Source organism: Mesorhizobium sp. M3A.F.Ca.ET.175.01.1.1, from assembly GCF_004791945.1.
GTDB lineage: Bacteria > Pseudomonadota > Alphaproteobacteria > Rhizobiales > Rhizobiaceae > Mesorhizobium.
Genome location: NZ_SRTP01000024.1, coordinates 1 through 17,557 on the forward strand (window position 1 = coordinate 1; position 17,557 = coordinate 17,557).

A 17,557-nucleotide genomic window follows, 5' to 3' on the forward strand; every position below is an offset into this window, starting at 1 on the left:
CACCGCGCCGCAGAGTTGCCGGTCTGGCTGCACAGATACAATTGGCACCGTCCCCACGGGAGCCTAAAGTCCAAAACACCTATCAGTCGCCTCGCTCTAACCGAGGACAACCTGTTGAGGCTCCACACCTAGCGAGGCGACCTCAACGCCGACATCGGTCGAAAAAGCCTTGGCCAGGGGCGTCAGCAGGTTGGCGCGGTCGCGCCAGTTGGCGCCGGCCTCGCCCTCGCCGACGCGCGCGCGGTCGATGGCGTGCGCGCAGGAGTAGCTGATGGCGCGCGCAATCTGGGTCAGGGCCCGCATGGTCAGGAGATTGCGCTGGACGTCCGCGTGATGGACGATCGGCGCCATGCCCGCACCGGCATAATCCGCGGCCTTGCCTTGGCGCCGCTCGTTGGCGTAGGCGATCGCCTTCTGGGTCGCCGTCTCGGCCACCGCCACGCCCTGCATGCCGACGGCGAGGCGCGCGTTGTTCATCATCGTGAACATGCAGGCGAGACCCTTGTTCTCCTCGCCGACGAGCCAGCCGATGGCGCCGGGCGTCATGCCCTGAAAGCCGTCGCCATAGATCATGGTGCAGGTCGGCGAGGCATGGATGCCGAGCTTGTGTTCGAGGCCGGAACAGAAGACGTCGTTGCGGGCACCGAGCGAGCCGTCGTCATTGACCAGGAATTTCGGCACCAAAAACAGCGAGATGCCGCGCGTGCCGGCCGGTGCCTCGGGCAGCCTCGCCAGCACCATATGCACGATGTTGTCGGTGAAGTCGTGCTCGCCATAGGTGATGAATATCTTCTGGCCGAAAATGCGGTAGGTGCCGTCGCCGGCCGGCTCGGCGCGGCTGCGCAGAGCGGCGAGATCTGAACCGGCCTGCGGCTCGGTCAGGTTCATGGTGCCCATCCACTCGCCGGAGACAAGCTTGGCGAGGTATTTCTGCTTCAGCGCTTCGGAAGCGTGCTTTTCGAGCGCCTCGACCGCGCCCATGGTCAGCGTCGGGCCGATGCCGAAAGCCATGGCAGCCGAGTTCCACATCTCCAGTGCTGCGACGCCAAGCATGGTCGGCAGGCCCTGCCCGCCGAATTCCTCCGGACCCGACAGTGCATTCCAGCCGCCGTCGATCCAGCGCCGGTAGAGTTCCTTCCAGCCGGGCGGCATGGTGACGGCTGCATCCTTCAGCACCGCGCCATGCTCGTCGCCAATCTTGTAGAGCGGGGCGACTTCCTCGCTGGCGAAACGCCCGGCTTCAGCCAGGATCGCGTCGACCAGGTCCTCGCCGAGATCGCCGAAGGTGCCGGCCTCCAATGCAGGCTTCAGCCCCGCCACGTGCTTCAGCGTGAAGGCGATGTCTTCGACCGGCGCGCGATACATGTCTGCTGCTCCTCCTCGTCCAGCCGGCGATCGTAGAACCTAAGCCGCAGCGAAACCATCCGCCTGTGGGGTCGTCCGCTCCTTCTTTTTACGTAAACGTCAAACTTTGTCACGCGGATTTTGCAGGAGCGGACTTCGTCATCCACGGGCGGAGCGGTAGCGAAGCGGACGCGTAGACCCGAGCATCCATTCCGTGACCTCGCGCGGAGGGCTCCAGCGGAGCAGAAGCCTGAACCCTAGAGTCGCTTTGAAGTTCCGGCAGGGATCCTCGGGTCTGCACTGCGTCGCTGCGCTCCTTGCTCGCCCGTGGATGACGAACGCGAAGGCCTCGGCCAAAGCCGCCAAATTCTACAACTGGCTTATCGTTGAATCTCGGTAGCCGCTAGGCGGCTCCGGCGCTGAAGCTCTTCGGATCCTAAAAGCACTTCCTTAACCATAGCGGTTCAGGATACCCTCTGGTCAGTGGGGACAACCCTGATTGAAAAAGCCGGCGCGTCATCTTCGCCGCCTGGCGCTTTTCGCTGCTGCGATGGTGCTGGGCACGGCGGCAAGGGCCTCGGATTTCTCCGAGCCATGGAAGAATGACGACCGCGCGCTGGTCATCGACGCCTACGAGTACAATTCCATCGACTGGGCGCAGCTTGCCACCGACAAGCGTATCGTCGGTTTCATCAACAAGGCCTCCGACGGGCTGCCTCCGCCGTATTTCTGTTCGGGCGATGAGACTGAATTCAAGCTCTGCAAGGCGCTATGGAAGCGCCATGCGGTGACGCGCGAACTCTTTCAGACGCGCAAGGTGGTGGCCAAGGCGCTTGGCCTCAAATGGGGCGCCTATCATCTCGCCCGCCCCGGCAACCCGGTCGAGCAGGCCAACAACTTCGTCGACTTCGCCGAGCCCGCACCGGAGGACCTGATCGCCCTCGACCTCGAAGGCAACGATCCATCGCAGTGGATGTCGCTTGAAGACGCGGAGGAATTCGTGCGGCAGGTGCACAGGCGCTTGGGACGTTTCCCGGTGCTCTACACCAACGGCAAGACTGCGCGGTATATCGCAGACAATCGCTATACCTATCGGCTGCTGTCGCGACTGCCGCTCTGGTATGCGCGCTACAAGCCGGATATCGACGTGCATTTCCCGATGGGCAACTGGCAGGGCTATGCGCTCTGGCAATTCTCGGCCCAAGCCAATTGCGGCCGCCTCCACTGCCCCTATCGCGTGCCGGGCACGCCCAACGATATCGACGTCAACGTCGCGCCGATGAGCGCCGAGCAGCTGCGCCAGCAATGGGCCTTCGGCGGGCTGATCGACGTTCCGTCCGACTATCTCGCCTCGATCCCGGTGCCGATCTCGCGCGCAGCGGCACTCGCCGGCAAGGTCACCATCACCTATGCCGATGTTGCGACGCCACCGACCTTTGAAGAGATGGTCGCGGTGCTCGGCGCGCGATGGGACAAATTCCGCGACGGCTTCCGCATGCCCGTGGTCAAGACCGTGCCGCAGCGCAGCTACTTCGGAATTCCTCAGTATGTCGCCTGGAAGCGAACCGAGCAGCGTTCCCCCGAACAACTCGATGCCGCCTTTGCCGCAGCCGATCCAGTGAGCACCGCTTCGACGGCGCTCGACAGCGCCAAGCGCTGAGGGCAAGCTCAATTGGCATGTGCCGGAGGCTAGCGTGGCAAGAAATCCCAGGATCACCTTCATCGGCGCCGGCTCGACGGTGTTCATGAAGAACATCGTCGGCGACGTGCTGCAGCGGCCGGCGCTGTCAGGCGCGACCATCGCGCTGATGGACATCGATCCGCAGCGGCTGGAAGAGAGCGCCACCGTCGTCAGCAAGCTGATCGCGACGCTCGGGGTGGAGGCCAAGGCCGAGACCTATTGCGATCAGCGCAAGGCGCTGGCCGGCGCCGACTTCGTCGTCGTCGCCTTCCAGATCGGCGGCTACGAGCCGTGCACCGTCACCGACTTCGAAGTGCCGAAGAAATACGGCCTGCGGCAGACGATCGCCGACACGCTGGGCGTCGGCGGCATCATGCGCGGCTTAAGGACGGTGCCGCATCTGTGGAAGATCTGCGAGGACATGCTCGCCGTCTGCCCCGGCGCGATCATGCTGCAATATGTCAACCCGATGGCGATCAACACCTGGGCGATATCAGAGAAATACCCTGCCATAAAACAGGTCGGCCTCTGCCATTCCGTGCAGGGCACGGCAATGGAACTGGCGCACGACCTGGACCTGCCCTACGAGGAAATCCGCTACCGCTCGGCCGGCATCAACCACATGGCTTTCTATCTCGAGTTCGAGCATCGCCAGCCCGATGGCTCCTACCGCGACCTCTATCCCGATCTGGTCCGCGCCTATCGCGAAGGCCGCGCGCCGAAGCCCGGCTGGAACCCGCGCTGCCCGAACAAGGTGCGCTACGAGATGCTGACCCGGCTCGGCTATTTCGTCACCGAAAGCTCGGAGCATTTCGCCGAATATACGCCCTATTTCATCAAGGACGGGCGCCCCGACCTGATCGAGAAATATGGCATCCCGCTCGACGAATATCCGAAACGCTGCGTCGAGCAGATCGAGCGCTGGAAAGGCCAGGCGGAAGCCTATCGTTCGGCCGACCGGATCGCGGTGACGCAGTCGAAGGAATATGCCTCCTCGATCATGAACTCGGTCTGGACCGGCGAGCCGTCGGTGATCTACGGCAATGTCCGCAACAATGGCTGCATCACCTCGCTGCCCTTCGACTGCGCCGCGGAAGTCCCCTGCCTGGTCGATGCCTCGGGTATCCAGCCGACCTATATCGGCAACCTGCCGCCGCAGCTCACCGCGCTGATCCGCACCAACATCAACGTGCAGGAGCTTACGGTGCGGGCGCTGATGAGCGAGAACCGCGAACACATCTACCACGCGGCGATGATGGACCCGCACACGGCGGCCGAGCTCGACCTCGACCAGATCTGGTCACTGATCGACGACCTCATCGTCGCTCATGGCGACTGGCTGCCGGAGTGGGTGCGCAACGGCGACAGTCGCAAGACCCGGGCCGCTTGACCGGAACGGGTTGGCAGGATCAGGCGCCAGCCTGTTCGCGCTCGACGGCGCGCCAGCCGATGTCGCGGCGGCAGAAGCCCTGCGGCCAGTCGATAAGATCAACAGCCGCGTAGGCCTTTTTCTGCGCCTCACCAACCGTCGCGCCGGTCGCGGCGACGTTGAGCACGCGGCCGCCATTGGCGACCAGCGCGCCGCCATTGATGGCCGTGCCGGCATGGAAGATCTCGGTGCCCTCGCTGGCGGCCACGTCGAGACCGCGGATGACCGAGCCCTTTTCCGGCGTGCCGGGATAGCCCCTCGCCGCCATCACCACGGTCAGGGCCGCGTCGTCGCTCCAGCGGACCGACATATGCGAGAGCTGGCCGTCGACGGCGGCGTTGAGCAGCACCAGCAGGTCGTCCTTCAGCCGCATCATCAGCACCTGGCATTCGGGATCGCCGAAGCGCGTGTTGTATTCAATCAGCTTCGGCCCCTGGTCGGTGATCATCAGCCCGGCAAAGAGGATGCCGGCGAAAGGCGAGCCGAGATTGGCCATGCCGCGCATGGTCGGCTCGATGATCTCGCGCATGGTGCGCTCGGTCATTTCGGGCGCCATCACCGGCGCCGGGGAATAGGCGCCCATGCCGCCGGTGTTCGGGCCGACATCGCCGTCGCCGACGCGCTTGTGATCCTGCGCGGTGCCGAAGGGCAGCGCGGTGGCGCCGTCGCACAAGCAGAAGAAGCTCGCCTCCTCGCCGCGCAGATATTCCTCGACCACGACCTCGGCCCCGGCGGCGCCAAACGAGCCGTCGAAACAGGCCTCGAGCGCAGCAATCGCTTCGGGCAGCGTCATGGCCACCGTGACGCCCTTGCCGGCGGCGAGGCCGTCGGCCTTGATGACGATCGGTGCGCCCGTATTCTCCACATAGGCCTTGGCCGAAGCGAGGTCGCCGAAGCGACCATATGCGGCGGTGGGAATGTTGAACTTCGCGCAAAGGTCCTTGGTGAAGCCCTTCGAGCCTTCGAGCCGCGCCGCGGCCTTGGACGGTCCGAAGACGCGGATGCCCCAGGCGCGCAGGTCATCGGCGATGCCGGCCACCAGCGGGCCTTCCGGACCGACCACGACGAGGTCGATCTGCTTCTCCCGGCAGAAGGCGGCGACAGCGGAATGGTCGGCGACGTCGAGCTTCACCAGTTCGGCAAGGCGGGCGATGCCGGGGTTGCCCGGCGAGGCATAGAGCCTGGTCAAGAGCGGCGAGGCGGCGATCTTCCAGGCAAGCGCGTGTTCGCGGCCGCCGGAGCCGAGAAGAAGAACGTTCATGGCCACCTCTTGCTGATCGTCACCCTGAACCCGCTATTGGTCCAAGCGCGACGGGTCAAGGCGTGTTGGCAATTTGGCCGCGGTTGCACACGACAACAATAGCGCGCCGGCTGGCGTCCAGACAGCGCAGGCCTCGCCGCCTCACGATGTTTTCACTGCGCGAGCGACAACGCGCCTGCTTGACGGCGTTCGGCACTGCTGCCACTCCAGCACGATGGAAACCATCCAGTCCAAAGCATCCCAGGGCCGCGTTGCTGACGCTCCGAGCGGCCATTGGGTGTACCGGGCGCTGCCGCGCCGGCTCTGGCCCTATGCACAGCTCGCGCGCTGGGACAGGCCGATCGGCTGGCAACTGCTGTTGTGGCCCTGCTGGTGGTCGGCAGCGCTTGCGGCAAGCGCTTATCCGCGCCCGTCCGATCCGCTGCTGACGCTGCTGCCGGCGCCCTGGTACCTGCTGCTGTTCCTGGTCGGCGCGATCGCCATGCGCGGCGCCGGCTGCACCTATAACGACCTGGCCGACGAGGACATCGACAACCAGGTGGAGCGCACCCGCTCGCGGCCGCTGCCCGCCGGCAAGGTGACGCGCCGCCAGGCGTGGATCTTCCTGGTCGTCCAGGCGCTGGTCGGGCTCGTGGTGCTGCTGCAGTTCAACAGCTTCGCCATCCCGCTCGGCATCGCCTCGCTCGCCATCGTCGCCGTCTATCCATTCATGAAGCGAATCACCAACTGGCCGCAATTCGTGCTCGGGCTGGCCTTCTCGTGGGGCGCGCTGATGGGCTGGGCGGTCGAGTTCGGCGATCTCGATGGCCCCGCCATCATGCTCTATATCGGGTCGATCCTGTGGGTGATCGGCTACGACACGATCTACGCGCATCAGGACAAGGAGGACGACGCCATCGTCGGCGTGCGCTCGACGGCCCGCCTGTTCGGCGACAACACCAAGGCCTGGCTGGTCGGGCTCTATGGCGGCGCGCTCGCCTGCTTCGCCATCGCCTTCGCTTCGGCGCAGGTTCCGATGCCGGCGCTGGCCGGACTGATCGCCGCCGGCGCGCATATGGCGCGCCAGATCATCCGGCTCGACATCAACAATCCGGATCAGTGCCTCAGGCTGTTCAAGTCTAACAACCAGGTCGGCTGGCTGATCTTTCTGGGCCTGATCGGCGGGGCGCTGTGGGTGGCGCTGAAGCCGCTGGTGTAGCGGGACTTTCCTTCTCCCTTTGTGGGAGAAGGTGGATCGGCGCGCAGCGCGGAGACGATTGAGAGGTGTTGGACGGATCGCCGTCCTTGCCAAGCTGATCACCTCTCATCCGTCGCTTTCGGCGACACCTTCTCCCACGAACAAGGGGAGAAAGGGGAATCGCACTACTGGCGCGCGATGATCTCCTGGCCATCGACGACAAGCCTCAGGCCGAGACTGCCGGCCTTGCGGCGGGCGAGGAAACGCGGGCGGCGCGTGGTGGAGATGCGGCCCTTGCGGCGTTCCTGCGGGGGCAGCGTCTTGATGGCGGCGCCAAGCGATTCTTCCAGTGTGCGGGCAATGCCGTCGGCCTCGATCAGGAGCATCGGCAGACGATAGGCCTCGGCCCAGGCGCGCCAGTCGGCGGCGACGTCATCGAGATCGTCGGCGACCAGCAGCGGCACCGACAGCATCGGATCGTTGTGCAGGAGTTCCAGCGTCACGGTGACATTGCCGTCCGGATCTTCCATGGCGCGGGCGGCGACGCCGCGGAACGCCTTGGCGGGCAGCGCGATGATCGCCGGCACGCCGCTCATCTCCAGCGTACGGCGGATGATGGCGCCACGCTGGTCGATGGTGAAGGTAACATCACCATAGTCGTCGCGCGTGGCATAGCTCACCATCTGCGGCAGGCGAAACGGGTCGAGACGCATGTTGCGCCCGGCCCAGACTGGCTTCAGCCCGGTGTTCATCGAATGCCTTCCTGTTTCTCCTGAGGGCCGTTTTCCGGTTCTCTCCGGGCCGGTTTTTCCGGCCTTCGTTCTGAGGAGAAACATTAGCGCTGGCTCCTTACCGGCGCGCTTAAGAAAGTCGGTTAAATTTTGCTGATCTAAGGGATGGTTATCGGAATGCGACCAACCACCAACTGTTGGAAGGATCAGATAACCTTACCGGGATTCATGATGCCGGCCGGATCGAAGGCCGCCTTCACCCGGCGCATCAGGTCGATCGCCATCGGCGGGGCCGTGGCGATCAGTTCGTCGCGCTTCAGCTGGCCAATGCCATGCTCGGCCGAGATCGAGCCGTGGAAGGAGCGCACCACGTCATGCACCGCCTGGTTCATGGTGTGGTAGAGGCCGAGGAAGGCTTCATCATCGCCGCCCTCGGGACGAGAGATGTTATAATGAAGATTGCCGTCCCCCATGTGACCGAAGCAGACGACGCGCGCATCGGGACTGACCGAGGCGACGGCGCCCGCCGCCTTTTCGATGAAGTCGGGAATCGAGGCGATCGGCACCGAAATATCATGCTTGATCGAGGCGCCTTCCGGCTTCTGGCACTCGGGCAGCACCTCGCGGAAATTCCACAAGGCATCGCCCTGGGCGAGGCTTGCCGCGATCACCGCGTCGCCGACGATGCCTTGCTCCAGGCCTGCCGACAGCACCTCCTCGATCAGCGCCCTGCCATCCTCTTCCGAGCGGCCTGAAGAGACCTGCATCAGCACATACCATGGCCAGTCATCGGCCAGCAGACGGGTCACGGCCGGCGCGTGCCGCAGCGTGTAATCGTAGGGCCGCTTGCCGATCAGCTCGAAGGCGGTGAGCGAGGCGCCGGCACGATCCGACGCCAGGGTAAAGAGCGAGAGCGCCGCGCGCGGCGAGGCCAGGCCGGCAAAGGCCACCTCCCTGCCCTTCGGCTTGGGGAAGAGTTTCAGCACCGCGGCGGTGATGACGCCGAGCGTGCCTTCGGCGCCGACGAACAGATTCTTCAAATCGTAGCCGGTGTTGTCCTTCTTCAGCTTGCGCAGATCGTCGAACACCTCGCCGGTCGGCAGCACCACCTCGACGCCGAGGCAGAGCTCGCGCGCATTGCCATAGGCAAGCACGCCGGTGCCGCCGGCATTGGAAGAAAGATTGCCGCCCACCTGGCAGGAGCCCTGCGCGGCAAGCGAGAGCGGAAACAGCCGCCCGGCGGCATCGGCCGCCTCCTGCAGCGTCTGCAGGATGACGCCGGCCTCGGCGGTGATGGTGTTCGACAGAACATCGATCTCGCGGATGCGGTTCAGCCTCGACAGCGACAGGACGATCTCGCGGCCGGACTTGTCCGGCACCTGGGCGCCCACCAGCCCGGTGTTGCCGCTCTGCGGCACGACCGGTGTTCTGGTCTCGCTCGCCAGGCGCATGATGCGGCTCACTTCATCGACGCTGCCGGGCCTCAGCACCAGCGACGTCCTGCCATGCCAGAGGCCGCGGCGTTCCGTGATGTAGGGCGCGATGTCGGCCTGGTCGCGCAAGGCGTATTGGTCGCCGACAATGGCGGCGAAGCGAGCGACAAGGCTGGGGTCGAGATCGGAAGGCTGGTCGTTCATGAGGCATGAACCTAGAGCAATTCCAGGAAAAGTGTGAAGCGGTTTCCGTCCGTAATTGCGTCAAATCAAAGAGATAGGCTCAGCCTGTCTTGTCACGCGGGGCGGCGGCGCGCGACAATCGGTCGTTGATCGCCTCGCCTAGCCCCTCGAACGGGATCGGCTCGACGGCGATGGCCGCGGCGCCACTGCTGTCGAGCGCCTGCATATGGGCGAACAGATTGGTCGCCGCCTCGCGCAGGTCGCCAGCCTCGGAAAGATTGCGCACCGCCACGGCCTGCTGCCAGCCTTCGGCGCGGGTGGCGCCGAAGGCGAGCAGCGCTTCGCCGCCGGCGATCTGCTGCACGTTGAGCCGCACCGATGCACCCGGCGCGTAGTGCGAGGCGAGCATGCCCGGCGCCTCGATGCCGACGGCGCCGCGTAGCAGTTTCGCGCCGGCAATGGCTTCGATCTCCTCGGCGGCAATGCCGCCGGGCCGCAACAGCCGCACCGTGCCGTCCTCCACTTTGACGATCGTCGATTCCAGCCCCACCGGCGTGGCGCCGCCATCGACCACCAGCTTGATCTTCTCGCCCAGATCGGCAGCGACGGCTTGCGCCGTGGTGGCGCTGATCCGGCCGGAGGAATTGGCGCTGGGGGCAGCGAGCGGCCGGCCGAGCCTCGCGATCAGCTCGCCGCCAAAGCCCCTCGGCCTGCGCAGGGCAATCGTGTCCAGCCCCGCCGTGGCCAGCGGATGGATCCCGTTTTCCGAGCGTTGCGGCAGCACCAGCGTCAGCGGTCCGGGCCAGAATGCCTCAGCCAGCCTCGTCGACAGCGGGTCGAAGACCGCGATGCGGGTTGCCATGGCGAGATCGGCGACATGGGCGATCAGCGGATTGAAGCGCGGACGGCCCTTGGCTTCGAAAATGCGCGCCACGCCAACGCCACTGGTGGCGTCGCCCGCCAGCCCATAGACGGTCTCGGTCGGGATGGCGACGACGTCGCCGCCTTCCAGCAGCGCCAGCGCTTGCTCCATCGCCTGGCCAACGTCAACTATCTCAGCCAATTCGCCACCAATCGTGAACATGCCGGTCCCGTAATACGGCGAGGAATATGGGGCAAGGGCGGGCGTTGGCGAATTATCAATTCCTAAAATGCTATCTTTCCGTGCAAGCCGGCATCAACGCACCGGCGTTACAGTTGGTTTGCTGTTGTTGGATTGGGTTTCCGTCGTTGCGGGCTGGGTTGGTCATGGTGTCAGCGCGTATCCTGGGGGTGGTTGGTGCCGGCCTGGTGACCATGATGGGCGGGGCGCAAGCCTCGTCCATCATCCGGCTCGAAGCCTCGACTTCGACGCCCTCCATCATTCGGTTGGAAGCGCTCGAGCCGGGCAAGCTATCGTCCGCGGTGACGCCGTCCGTCGTGGCGCTCGGCGATGCCGCGCAGGCGGTGAGCAACGAGAAGGTCGCGGCGATCCCCGCAAAGCCGAGGCACGGCACGCCGGCCCCGATGATCATTCGCGGCGGCGTCATCGGCGGCGCCTTTGCCACGCCCGCGCCCGCCACGTCGGCAAAAACCGATGCGCCCGCAACCGAACCTGCCGACGGCAGCACGCCGGCAACGCCTTCCAACGGAACCGCGGCCGCGGCACCCAACAGCGACAGCAGGGCGACGGCGGCCGACAAGACCGCGAGCGACGGCGCGCAGCAGCAGCCGCAGGCGACACCGCAGAAACCTCCGAAACTGCCGGCCAACGGCAAGGCGATGTAGGCTGTCCGGCGACGCCGGCCAACGGCCAGACGTCCATCGAACCGGCGCTTGTTACTCTGCGAGCAGCGTCAGCCGACGATTTTCGAGAAGTCGGCGACCTGGTCGGTGGCGGCGCGGATGCGGGCGAGCAGCGCCAGGCGGTTGGCGCGCACGGTCTGATCCTCATCATTCACGAGAACGCGTTCAAAGAATGAATCAACGGGCTCACGCAGCGCGCTAAGCGCCAGCATGGCGGCGGAAAAATCTTCGTTTTGAATCGCTTGGCCGGCTTCCTTCTCGGCTTGATTCACCGCTGCAAACAGGGATTTTTCGGCGTCTTCCCGGAACAGAGCCGGCTCAACAGCCTCGGCGACCAGCGTCTTCTTCTTCTCCTCGGCAGCCAGGATGTTGGCCGCGCGCTTGGTGCCGGCGAGCAGGTTCCTGCCATCCTCGGTGTCGAGAAAGGAGCCGAGCGCCTCGACGCGGCGCACGATCTGCAGGAGGTCGTCGTTCGGCGATTGGCTAATCTCCCCCACTACGGGGGAGATTGGGCGCGAGCCCGCCGACAACACCGCATCAATCAGATCATATCGTGCACCCTGCTCGCGGAGATAGACTTTCAGGCGGTCATGGAAGAAGCCGAGCAGGTCCGAAACTTGCGCGTCGCCGGCGGGGAAGTTTGCAAAAGCCCTCCCGAAGATGGAAGTCAGAGATACGCGAATGCGGTTCTCGATGAGAATCCTGACCACACCAAGCGCCGCTCTGCGCAAGGCGAACGGATCCTTGCTGCCGGTCGGCTTCTCGTCGATGGCCCAGAAGCCAGACAACGTGTCGAGCTTGTCGGCCAGCGCGACGGCAACCGACACCGGATCGGTCGGCACCCGATCGGACGGGCCTTGCGGCTTATAGTGCTCTTCCGCCGCTGCGGCGACGGACGGATGCTCCCCCTGCAGCAGTGCATATTTGCGACCCATGGCGCCCTGCAGTTCCGGAAATTCGCCGACCACCTCGGTCTGCAGGTCGGCCTTGGCCAGCACCGCGGCGCGGGCGACGAGCGCAGTAATCTCCCCCCTCGAGGGGGAGATGTCGCCGAAGGCGACAGAGGGGGTCGCCTCGCGTGGAGCGCCAGCTTCCTCCTTTTTCAAAGGGCCAGAATAGGTCGAGCCAGCCGAAGCGACCCCCTCTGGCCTGCCGGCCATCTCCCCCTCAAGGGGGGAGATCGACTTCGCCACGACCGGCGCGAGTTCCTCGGCAAGCCACTTGATGCGCTCCACGCGCGCGCCCTGCGTGCCGAGCTTGGCATGGAAGGTGACGTTGAGATGATCGAGGCGCGCCATGCGCTGGTCGAGCGGCTTCTCCAGATCCAGCCCGAACTTCTTTGCGGATGCCTCGAGTGCGGCAAGGTCCGGCAGGTCGCCCTGGTCGGTCTTCCAGAAATAAAGCGCGTCGGAGAGGCGCGCGCGCACCACCTTGCCATTGCCGCGCGCGATCTCCCGGCCGCCGTCCGCCGCCTCGATGTTGGCGGTCAGGATGAAGCGGCTTGAAAGGTCTTCCACCTCGCCTTGCGGCCGGGTGACGAAGCATTTCTGGTTGGCGCGGATGGTGAGGCGGATGACCTCGGCCGGGATGGTGAGAAAGTCCTGTTCGAATTCTCCCATCAGCACGACCGGCCATTCGACCAGGCCGGAGACCTCTTCCAGCAGGCCTTCGTCCTCGACGAGATCGAGGCCATTGGCGAAGGCGATGTTGCGGGCGTCCGCCAGGATGATCTCCTTGCGGCGATCGGCATCGAGCACGACCTTGGCGGCCTCGAGCTTCATCACATAGTCGTCGAAACGGCGCACGGTGATTGCGCCGGGCGCATGGAAGCGGTGGCCGTAGGTGACGTTGCCGGAACGAATGCCGTCGACCTCGAAGTCGACCACCACCGGCTCCTCGGTCTCGGGGCCGAAGGTGCAGACGATCGACTGCAGCGGCCGCACCCAGCGCAGCGAGCCGGGCTTGGCCGAGGCTGGCCCCCAGCGCATTGATTTCGGCCAGGGGAAGTTCTTGATGATGCCCGGCACCAGCTCGGCGATGATTTCATCGGCCGCCCTGCCCGGTTTCGAGATGTGGGCGACGTAGAAATCGCCCTTCTTGGGATCGGAGTGGACGTGCGCCTCGGCGAGCGAGGCAAGGCCGGCCTTGCGCAGGAAGCCTTGCACCGCCTGCTCCGGCGCCGTCGTCGAGGGGCCCTTGATCTCCTCGCGGATGTCTTTCGAGCGCGCGGTCAGTCCGCGGATGTCGAGCGCCAGGCGCCGCGGCGTCCAGTATTCGCGCGCCGCCTCATAGGTCAGACCGGCCTCGACCAGCCCGTCGGTCAGCAGCTTGCGAAGATCGCCAGCCGCCTTGCGCTGCATGCGGGCGGGTATTTCCTCGGAGCGAAGTTCGAGAAGCAAGTCGGGCATTGGTTGGCTCCCTACCCTCCCCTCGATGGGGAGGGTCGGCGCGCGGCGCCGGTGGATCGTGAATGCGCGGGAAATAGCAACTCGGCTGGCCGCTGTCACCCTGCCTGCCGATCGCAAATCGGAGCTATTTCAGGAAATTATCAGGTCTTTGTCGGGACCGAGCCGACCCACCCGTCCTAAGAAGCAGAAATCCCATGAACCGAACGCGGCGCTGAAGCGACCAACGCTCAGGCGGAGACCTATTGGCTGAACGACGATGACGAAGGCATCGAGAACCCTGCAGATCCTGGCGCTCAGCGCCTGCTTTGCCGCGCAGATGCATGGCGCAATCACGATGCCGGGGATCAGGCAGGCCATGCGGACGATGGACGGCGCGGTCAGCCAAAGCGCAATCGCGACCACCGTTGAAATCGCAAGAGCGGTGTCGATACTTAGGTCGGGTCAGCGATTCCGTTAAAAGCTCAACCGTTCCAAGCCGCCAGCCCACCCGCCTGCGTCTTCAGGAACGCCTCACCGCAGGCCTTGGCCAGGTTGCGAACGCGCAGGATGTAGCTCTGGCGCTCGGTGACGGAGATCACGCCACGCGCGTCCAGCAGGTTGAAGACATGGCTTGCCTTGATGCACTGGTCGTAGGCGGGAAAGACCATCCGATGCCCTTCTCCCCTGAGGGGAGGATGGCCGGACGAAGTCTGGCCAGGAGGGGTCACCCGCGCCGCGCTCGACGCCCTGCCGGCAGTGGCTTCCGCGAGGCCTCCCTCTGTCGGCTTCGCCGACATCTCCCCCTCAGAGGGGGAGATTGGCGCGCCGGCGGCAAGCAGCGCCTTGCACTCGGCCTCGGCATCTTCGAAATGCCGAAGCAGCATCGCCGTGTTGGCGAATTCGAAATTGTGGCGCGAATATTCCTGCTCGGCCTGCAGGAAGACATCGCCATAGGTGACCTTCTCATCGCCCTCGCGGCCGTTGAAGTTCAAGTCGTAGACATTGTCTACGCCCTGCACATACATGGCGAGCCGCTCGAGCCCGTAGGTGAGTTCCCCCGCGACCGGCGCGCATTCGATGCCGCAGACCTGCTGGAAATAGGTGAACTGCGAGACTTCCATGCCGTCGCACCAGCACTCCCATCCAAGCCCCCAGGCACCCAGCGTGGGGCTCTCCCAGTCGTCCTCGACGAAGCGGATGTCGTGCAGCAGCGGATCGACGCCGATCGCCGCGAGCGAGCCGAGATAGAGTTCCTGCAGGTTGGGCGGGTTCGGTTTCAGGATCACCTGATATTGATAGTAGTGCTGGAGGCGGTTCGGGTTCTCGCCATAGCGGCCGTCCTTCGGCCGGCGCGAGGGCTGCACATAGGCCGCGTTCCAGCGTCGCGGACCGAGCGCGCGCAAGGTGGTAGCCGGATGGAAGGTGCCGGCGCCGACTTCCATGTCGTAAGGCTGCAGGATGACGCAGCCATAGGCCGCCCAGTAATTGTGCAAGGTCAGGATCAGCCCCTGGAAGGAGCGGCTGGGATGCATGTGGGCTGGAATGTCGACGGTCACGGCGGCCTCGGAAAGCGCAGGATTGGGCCTTTCCCTAGTTGCCGGGCCGGCGAGCGTCAAGGCAGCGCCCTGCGTCGCATCGCGGAGAACGCTTTGCCGGCGGCTGGCCCATTGCCGGGCGCCCACGCTGGCCGTTTGCTCGCGCGAGCCGCACGATAGAGGTTTCGCCATGTCCAGCCAACTTACCGTCCGCCCCGTTGTCCGGCAGGACTATGAACAGTGGCTGCCGCTATGGAATGGCTACAACGCCTTCTACGGCCGCACGGGCGAGACGGCGCTTGCCGGCGAAATCACGCAAATGACCTGGTCACGCTTCTTCGATGCCTATGAGCCCGTCCACGCGCTCGTGGCCGAGCGCGACGGCGTGCTTCTCGGCCTCGTCCACTATCTCTACCATCGCTCGACCACTGCGATCGCGCCGAGCTGCTACCTGCAGGATCTTTTCACATCGCGGACGGCGCGGGGCCAAGGCGTCGGCAGGGCACTGATCGAAAGCGTGTACGAGCGCGCCCGAGCCGCTGGCGCAAACCGCGTGTACTGGCAGACGCACGAAACCAACCAGACCGCGATGCAACTCTATGACAGGATCGGGGAACGCTCGGGCTTCATCGTCTACCGAAAGCTGTTCTGAAGGAGCCGCTGAAGAAACTGCGGGGCCAGAAGGCCCCGCAAAAACTTAATTGAAAAGGCCTCAGCCTTTTGGCGCCGGAGGCGGCACCGGCTTGACCTTCGGTGTTTCCTGCGCGGTGTTGGACTCGATCGGGGGCAGGCCGTTGAGCAGCTTCTGCTGCAAAGTCGCGAGCACATCCGGATCGGGCTTGAGATCGCGCGCCTGGGCCCACTGATAAGTGGCCTCCAGCTTGCGGCCGACACGCCAGTAGGCATCGCCGAGATGGTCGTTGAGGACGGGATCTTCCGGCTTCAGCGACACGGCCCGTTCCATCTCGCGCACGGCATCGTCGAAGCGGCCGAGGCGGAAATAAGCCCAACCCAGCGAATCGACGATGTAGCCGTCACTCGGCCGCAGATCCGCGGCCTTCTGGATCATCGCCAGCCCTTCCTTGAGGTTCATGTTCATGTCGACCCAGGAATAGCCGAGATAGTTCAGCACCTGGGGCTGGTCGGGCTGCAGTTCCAGCGCTTTGCGGAAATTCGGCTCCGCCTTCGGCCATTCCTTCAGCCGCTCATAGGCGATGCCGCGCTGGTAGAAGATATTCCAATTGGCGGCGGTCGGCGTCTTCAGTGCCTCGGCGGCCTTGTCATAGAGATTGGCGGCCGAGCGGTAATCCTCCTTCGAGGCATAGACGCCGCCGAGCGCCAGATAGGCGCGCATGTCCTGCGGATGCTTGTCAAGGAACGCCTTGAGATGGGCGATCGCCTCTTCATGCCGGTCGAGATCGGCGAGGTTGAGGCCGAGCTGCAGGTCCGACACCTCCTTAAGCGGAGAGGACGCGGGAATGCGGCTGTAGAGCGCGATTGCACTCTCGCCGTCCTTCAGCTGCTCGGCGACGGCGGCGAGCTGCACCAGGGCGGCATCGCTGTCGGGCTTGAGCGCCAGCGCGAATTGCAGGTAGAGCCGCACGAAAGGCTCGCCGCCGCCCCGGTTCAGCGCGGTGGCAAGGTCAAGCAGGATCTCCGATGCGCCATCCGACGGACCGGCGACCAGCGGCTCGATCTTGTCGCCCTTGTTGATCCGGTCGCGCAGCACCGTGATCTCAAGCTTGCCGGGTGCAAAGGCTTCGGCCTGGTCGAGCACCGAAAGCGCCTTTGCCTTGTCGCCCTTGCGGGCGAGGAAGGAGGCATAGGCCTGGGCATTGCGCATCCAGGTTTCGGGCGCGGAACCGCCGGCGGCGGTGTCGGCCAGGGTCGCGGCATAGATCTCGTCGGCCTTCGCGGATTGGCCCGAAATGTCGGCGATCAGGGCGCGATGGAAGGACTTGAACAGGCCGAACCAGTCCGGCCCTTTGAGCTTGTCGATGGATGCCATCGCCTCCGAGGCGTCGCCCGCACCTTGCTTGGCCCAGCCGTCCATGACGCCGGAGAGCAGCCGGTCGAGGTCGGATTCGACCGCCAGCTTCAGCCAGTATTGGGCCTTGGCAAAATCCTTCTTGTGAAAGGAATCGACGGCGAGCGCCATGCGCGAGAAGCGCTCGACATCGGGCACCTCCTTGAGCTTGTCGGCATAGACCAGGGATTCCTCGAAGCGGCCTTGCGCGATCAGCGCCAACATCAGGCTCTGCTGCAGTTCCGTGTCACTGGGAGCAAAAGCCAGCGCCTGCTTGTAATAGGCGATGGCGTTGTCGAGATCGTTGTCGCTTTCGGCGATGTGGGCGGCGAGATACGCGCCTGAGAAAGACGTGATCTGGACCGGTTGGGCGGTCTGCTTGGCCTGGGCCGGCAGCACCGAAAGCGCCACACCCGTCAAAAATGCCAGCCTCGTCAGCCAGCGCGCACGTCCTTGCCGCATCGTATCCCTTTCAGCCACACGCAGTCCTGCCCCTTGGCGGACCGCCGACAGACTCGAGTTTTTCCGGACAAAGCATGGCCTTTTTGCGGTCGGGCTTCAATGCCGGCGCAATTTCACAATCGG

At 64.9% G+C, this 17,557-nt stretch carries 13 protein-coding genes and 2 pseudogenes; 6 read left to right on the forward strand and 9 right to left on the reverse strand.

Going from position 1 to position 17,557, the window contains the following annotated elements:
• Nucleotides 1-132: pseudogene (locus tag EN818_RS29750) on the forward strand (IS481 family transposase); the annotation flags it as partial.
• On the opposite strand, the pseudogene EN818_RS29755 reads toward EN818_RS29750, so the two are convergent.
• A pseudogene (locus EN818_RS29755) lies at nt 121-1,365 on the reverse strand (acyl-CoA dehydrogenase family protein); the annotation flags it as partial. The pseudogenes EN818_RS29750 and EN818_RS29755 sit on opposite strands and share 12 nt — an antisense overlap.
• A gap of 529 nt (nt 1,366-1,894) precedes the next feature.
• Between EN818_RS29755 and EN818_RS29760 the strand changes: the two are divergent.
• Both EN818_RS29760 and EN818_RS29765 read left to right on the forward strand, forming a co-directional pair.
• Nucleotides 1,895-3,004, forward strand: a complete 1,110-nt coding sequence (locus EN818_RS29760) for a glycoside hydrolase family 25 protein (protein WP_135906181.1) — start codon at nt 1,895-1,897, stop codon at nt 3,002-3,004.
• 34 nt (nt 3,005-3,038) lie between these two features.
• Entirely contained in the window at nt 3,039-4,415 is a 1,377-nt protein-coding gene (locus EN818_RS29765; RefSeq protein ID WP_135906157.1) for an alpha-glucosidase/alpha-galactosidase, read from the forward strand.
• Nucleotides 4,416-4,434: 19 nt separating this feature from the next.
• Here the strand turns inward: EN818_RS29765 and purD are convergent, their stop codons facing one another.
• Entirely contained in the window at nt 4,435-5,715 is a 1,281-nt protein-coding gene (gene purD, locus EN818_RS29770; protein WP_135906158.1) for a phosphoribosylamine--glycine ligase, read from the reverse strand.
• Between the two features lie 214 nt (nt 5,716-5,929).
• Between purD and ubiA the strand changes: the two genes are divergently transcribed.
• Complete coding sequence (gene ubiA / locus EN818_RS29775; protein WP_135906159.1) at nt 5,930-6,913, forward strand: 4-hydroxybenzoate octaprenyltransferase; 984 nt, start codon at nt 5,930-5,932, stop codon at nt 6,911-6,913.
• Nucleotides 6,914-7,077: 164 nt separating this feature from the next.
• On the opposite strand, the gene EN818_RS29780 is transcribed toward ubiA, so the two are convergent.
• The 3 genes from EN818_RS29780 to EN818_RS29790 form a co-directional block, all read right to left on the reverse strand.
• Entirely contained in the window at nt 7,078-7,644 is a 567-nt protein-coding gene (locus tag EN818_RS29780) for a DUF6101 family protein (RefSeq protein WP_095805534.1), read from the reverse strand.
• Nucleotides 7,645-7,829: 185 nt separating this feature from the next.
• Nucleotides 7,830-9,260 (reverse strand): FAD-binding oxidoreductase, encoded by a 1,431-nt coding sequence (locus tag EN818_RS29785; RefSeq protein ID WP_135906160.1) that lies wholly within the window; start codon nt 9,258-9,260, stop codon nt 7,830-7,832.
• A 79-nt stretch (nt 9,261-9,339) separates the two neighbouring features.
• A complete protein-coding gene (locus tag EN818_RS29790; RefSeq protein ID WP_189523873.1) occupies nt 9,340-10,302 on the reverse strand; it encodes an L-threonylcarbamoyladenylate synthase in 963 nt (320 codons plus the stop codon).
• Nucleotides 10,303-10,487: 185 nt separating this feature from the next.
• Here EN818_RS29790 and EN818_RS29795 point away from each other — a divergent pair, with 185 nt between their 5' ends.
• Complete coding sequence (locus tag EN818_RS29795; protein ID WP_135906162.1) at nt 10,488-11,006, forward strand: hypothetical protein; 519 nt, start codon at nt 10,488-10,490, stop codon at nt 11,004-11,006.
• A gap of 68 nt (nt 11,007-11,074) precedes the next feature.
• Here the strand turns inward: EN818_RS29795 and glyS are convergent, their stop codons facing one another.
• The 3 genes from glyS to EN818_RS29810 form a co-directional block, all read right to left on the reverse strand.
• A complete protein-coding gene (glyS, locus tag EN818_RS29800; RefSeq protein WP_135906163.1) occupies nt 11,075-13,432 on the reverse strand; it encodes a glycine--tRNA ligase subunit beta in 2,358 nt (785 codons plus the stop codon).
• 129 nt (nt 13,433-13,561) lie between these two features.
• A complete protein-coding gene (locus EN818_RS32970) occupies nt 13,562-13,834 on the reverse strand; it encodes a hypothetical protein (RefSeq protein ID WP_165349898.1) in 273 nt (90 codons plus the stop codon).
• A gap of 59 nt (nt 13,835-13,893) precedes the next feature.
• Complete coding sequence (locus tag EN818_RS29810; protein ID WP_245518921.1) at nt 13,894-14,967, reverse strand: glycine--tRNA ligase subunit alpha; 1,074 nt, start codon at nt 14,965-14,967, stop codon at nt 13,894-13,896.
• A gap of 169 nt (nt 14,968-15,136) precedes the next feature.
• Between EN818_RS29810 and EN818_RS29815 the strand changes: the two genes are divergently transcribed.
• On the forward strand, nt 15,137-15,598 hold the full coding sequence (locus tag EN818_RS29815) for a GNAT family N-acetyltransferase (protein ID WP_135906166.1): 462 nt from the start codon (nt 15,137-15,139) through the stop codon (nt 15,596-15,598).
• A 60-nt stretch (nt 15,599-15,658) separates the two neighbouring features.
• Here EN818_RS29815 and EN818_RS29820 read toward each other — a convergent pair whose 3' ends face one another.
• The gene (locus tag EN818_RS29820; RefSeq protein ID WP_095805794.1) at nt 15,659-17,434 is read right to left on the reverse strand and encodes a tetratricopeptide repeat protein; all 1,776 of its coding nucleotides are present in this window, start codon (nt 17,432-17,434) and stop codon (nt 15,659-15,661) included.
• Nucleotides 17,435-17,557: the final 123 nt, after the last annotated feature.

What these genes read in the sequence shown, in the direction of transcription:
- EN818_RS29820 (WP_095805794.1), bottom strand. Translation starts at nt 17,434, where the DNA reads ATGCGGCAAGGACGTGCGCGCTGGCTGACGAGGCTGGCATTTTTGACG.
- EN818_RS29815 (WP_135906166.1), top strand. Translation starts at nt 15,137, where the DNA reads ATGTCCAGCCAACTTACCGTCCGCCCCGTTGTCCGGCAGGACTATGAA.
- EN818_RS29760 (WP_135906181.1), top strand. Translation starts at nt 1,895, where the DNA reads ATGGTGCTGGGCACGGCGGCAAGGGCCTCGGATTTCTCCGAGCCATGG.
- EN818_RS29785 (WP_135906160.1), bottom strand. Translation starts at nt 9,260, where the DNA reads ATGAACGACCAGCCTTCCGATCTCGACCCCAGCCTTGTCGCTCGCTTC.
- ubiA (WP_135906159.1), top strand. Translation starts at nt 5,930, where the DNA reads ATGGAAACCATCCAGTCCAAAGCATCCCAGGGCCGCGTTGCTGACGCT.
- EN818_RS29795 (WP_135906162.1), top strand. Translation starts at nt 10,488, where the DNA reads ATGGTGTCAGCGCGTATCCTGGGGGTGGTTGGTGCCGGCCTGGTGACC.
- purD (WP_135906158.1), bottom strand. Translation starts at nt 5,715, where the DNA reads ATGAACGTTCTTCTTCTCGGCTCCGGCGGCCGCGAACACGCGCTTGCC.
- EN818_RS29780 (WP_095805534.1), bottom strand. Translation starts at nt 7,644, where the DNA reads ATGAACACCGGGCTGAAGCCAGTCTGGGCCGGGCGCAACATGCGTCTC.
- glyS (WP_135906163.1), bottom strand. Translation starts at nt 13,432, where the DNA reads ATGCCCGACTTGCTTCTCGAACTTCGCTCCGAGGAAATACCCGCCCGC.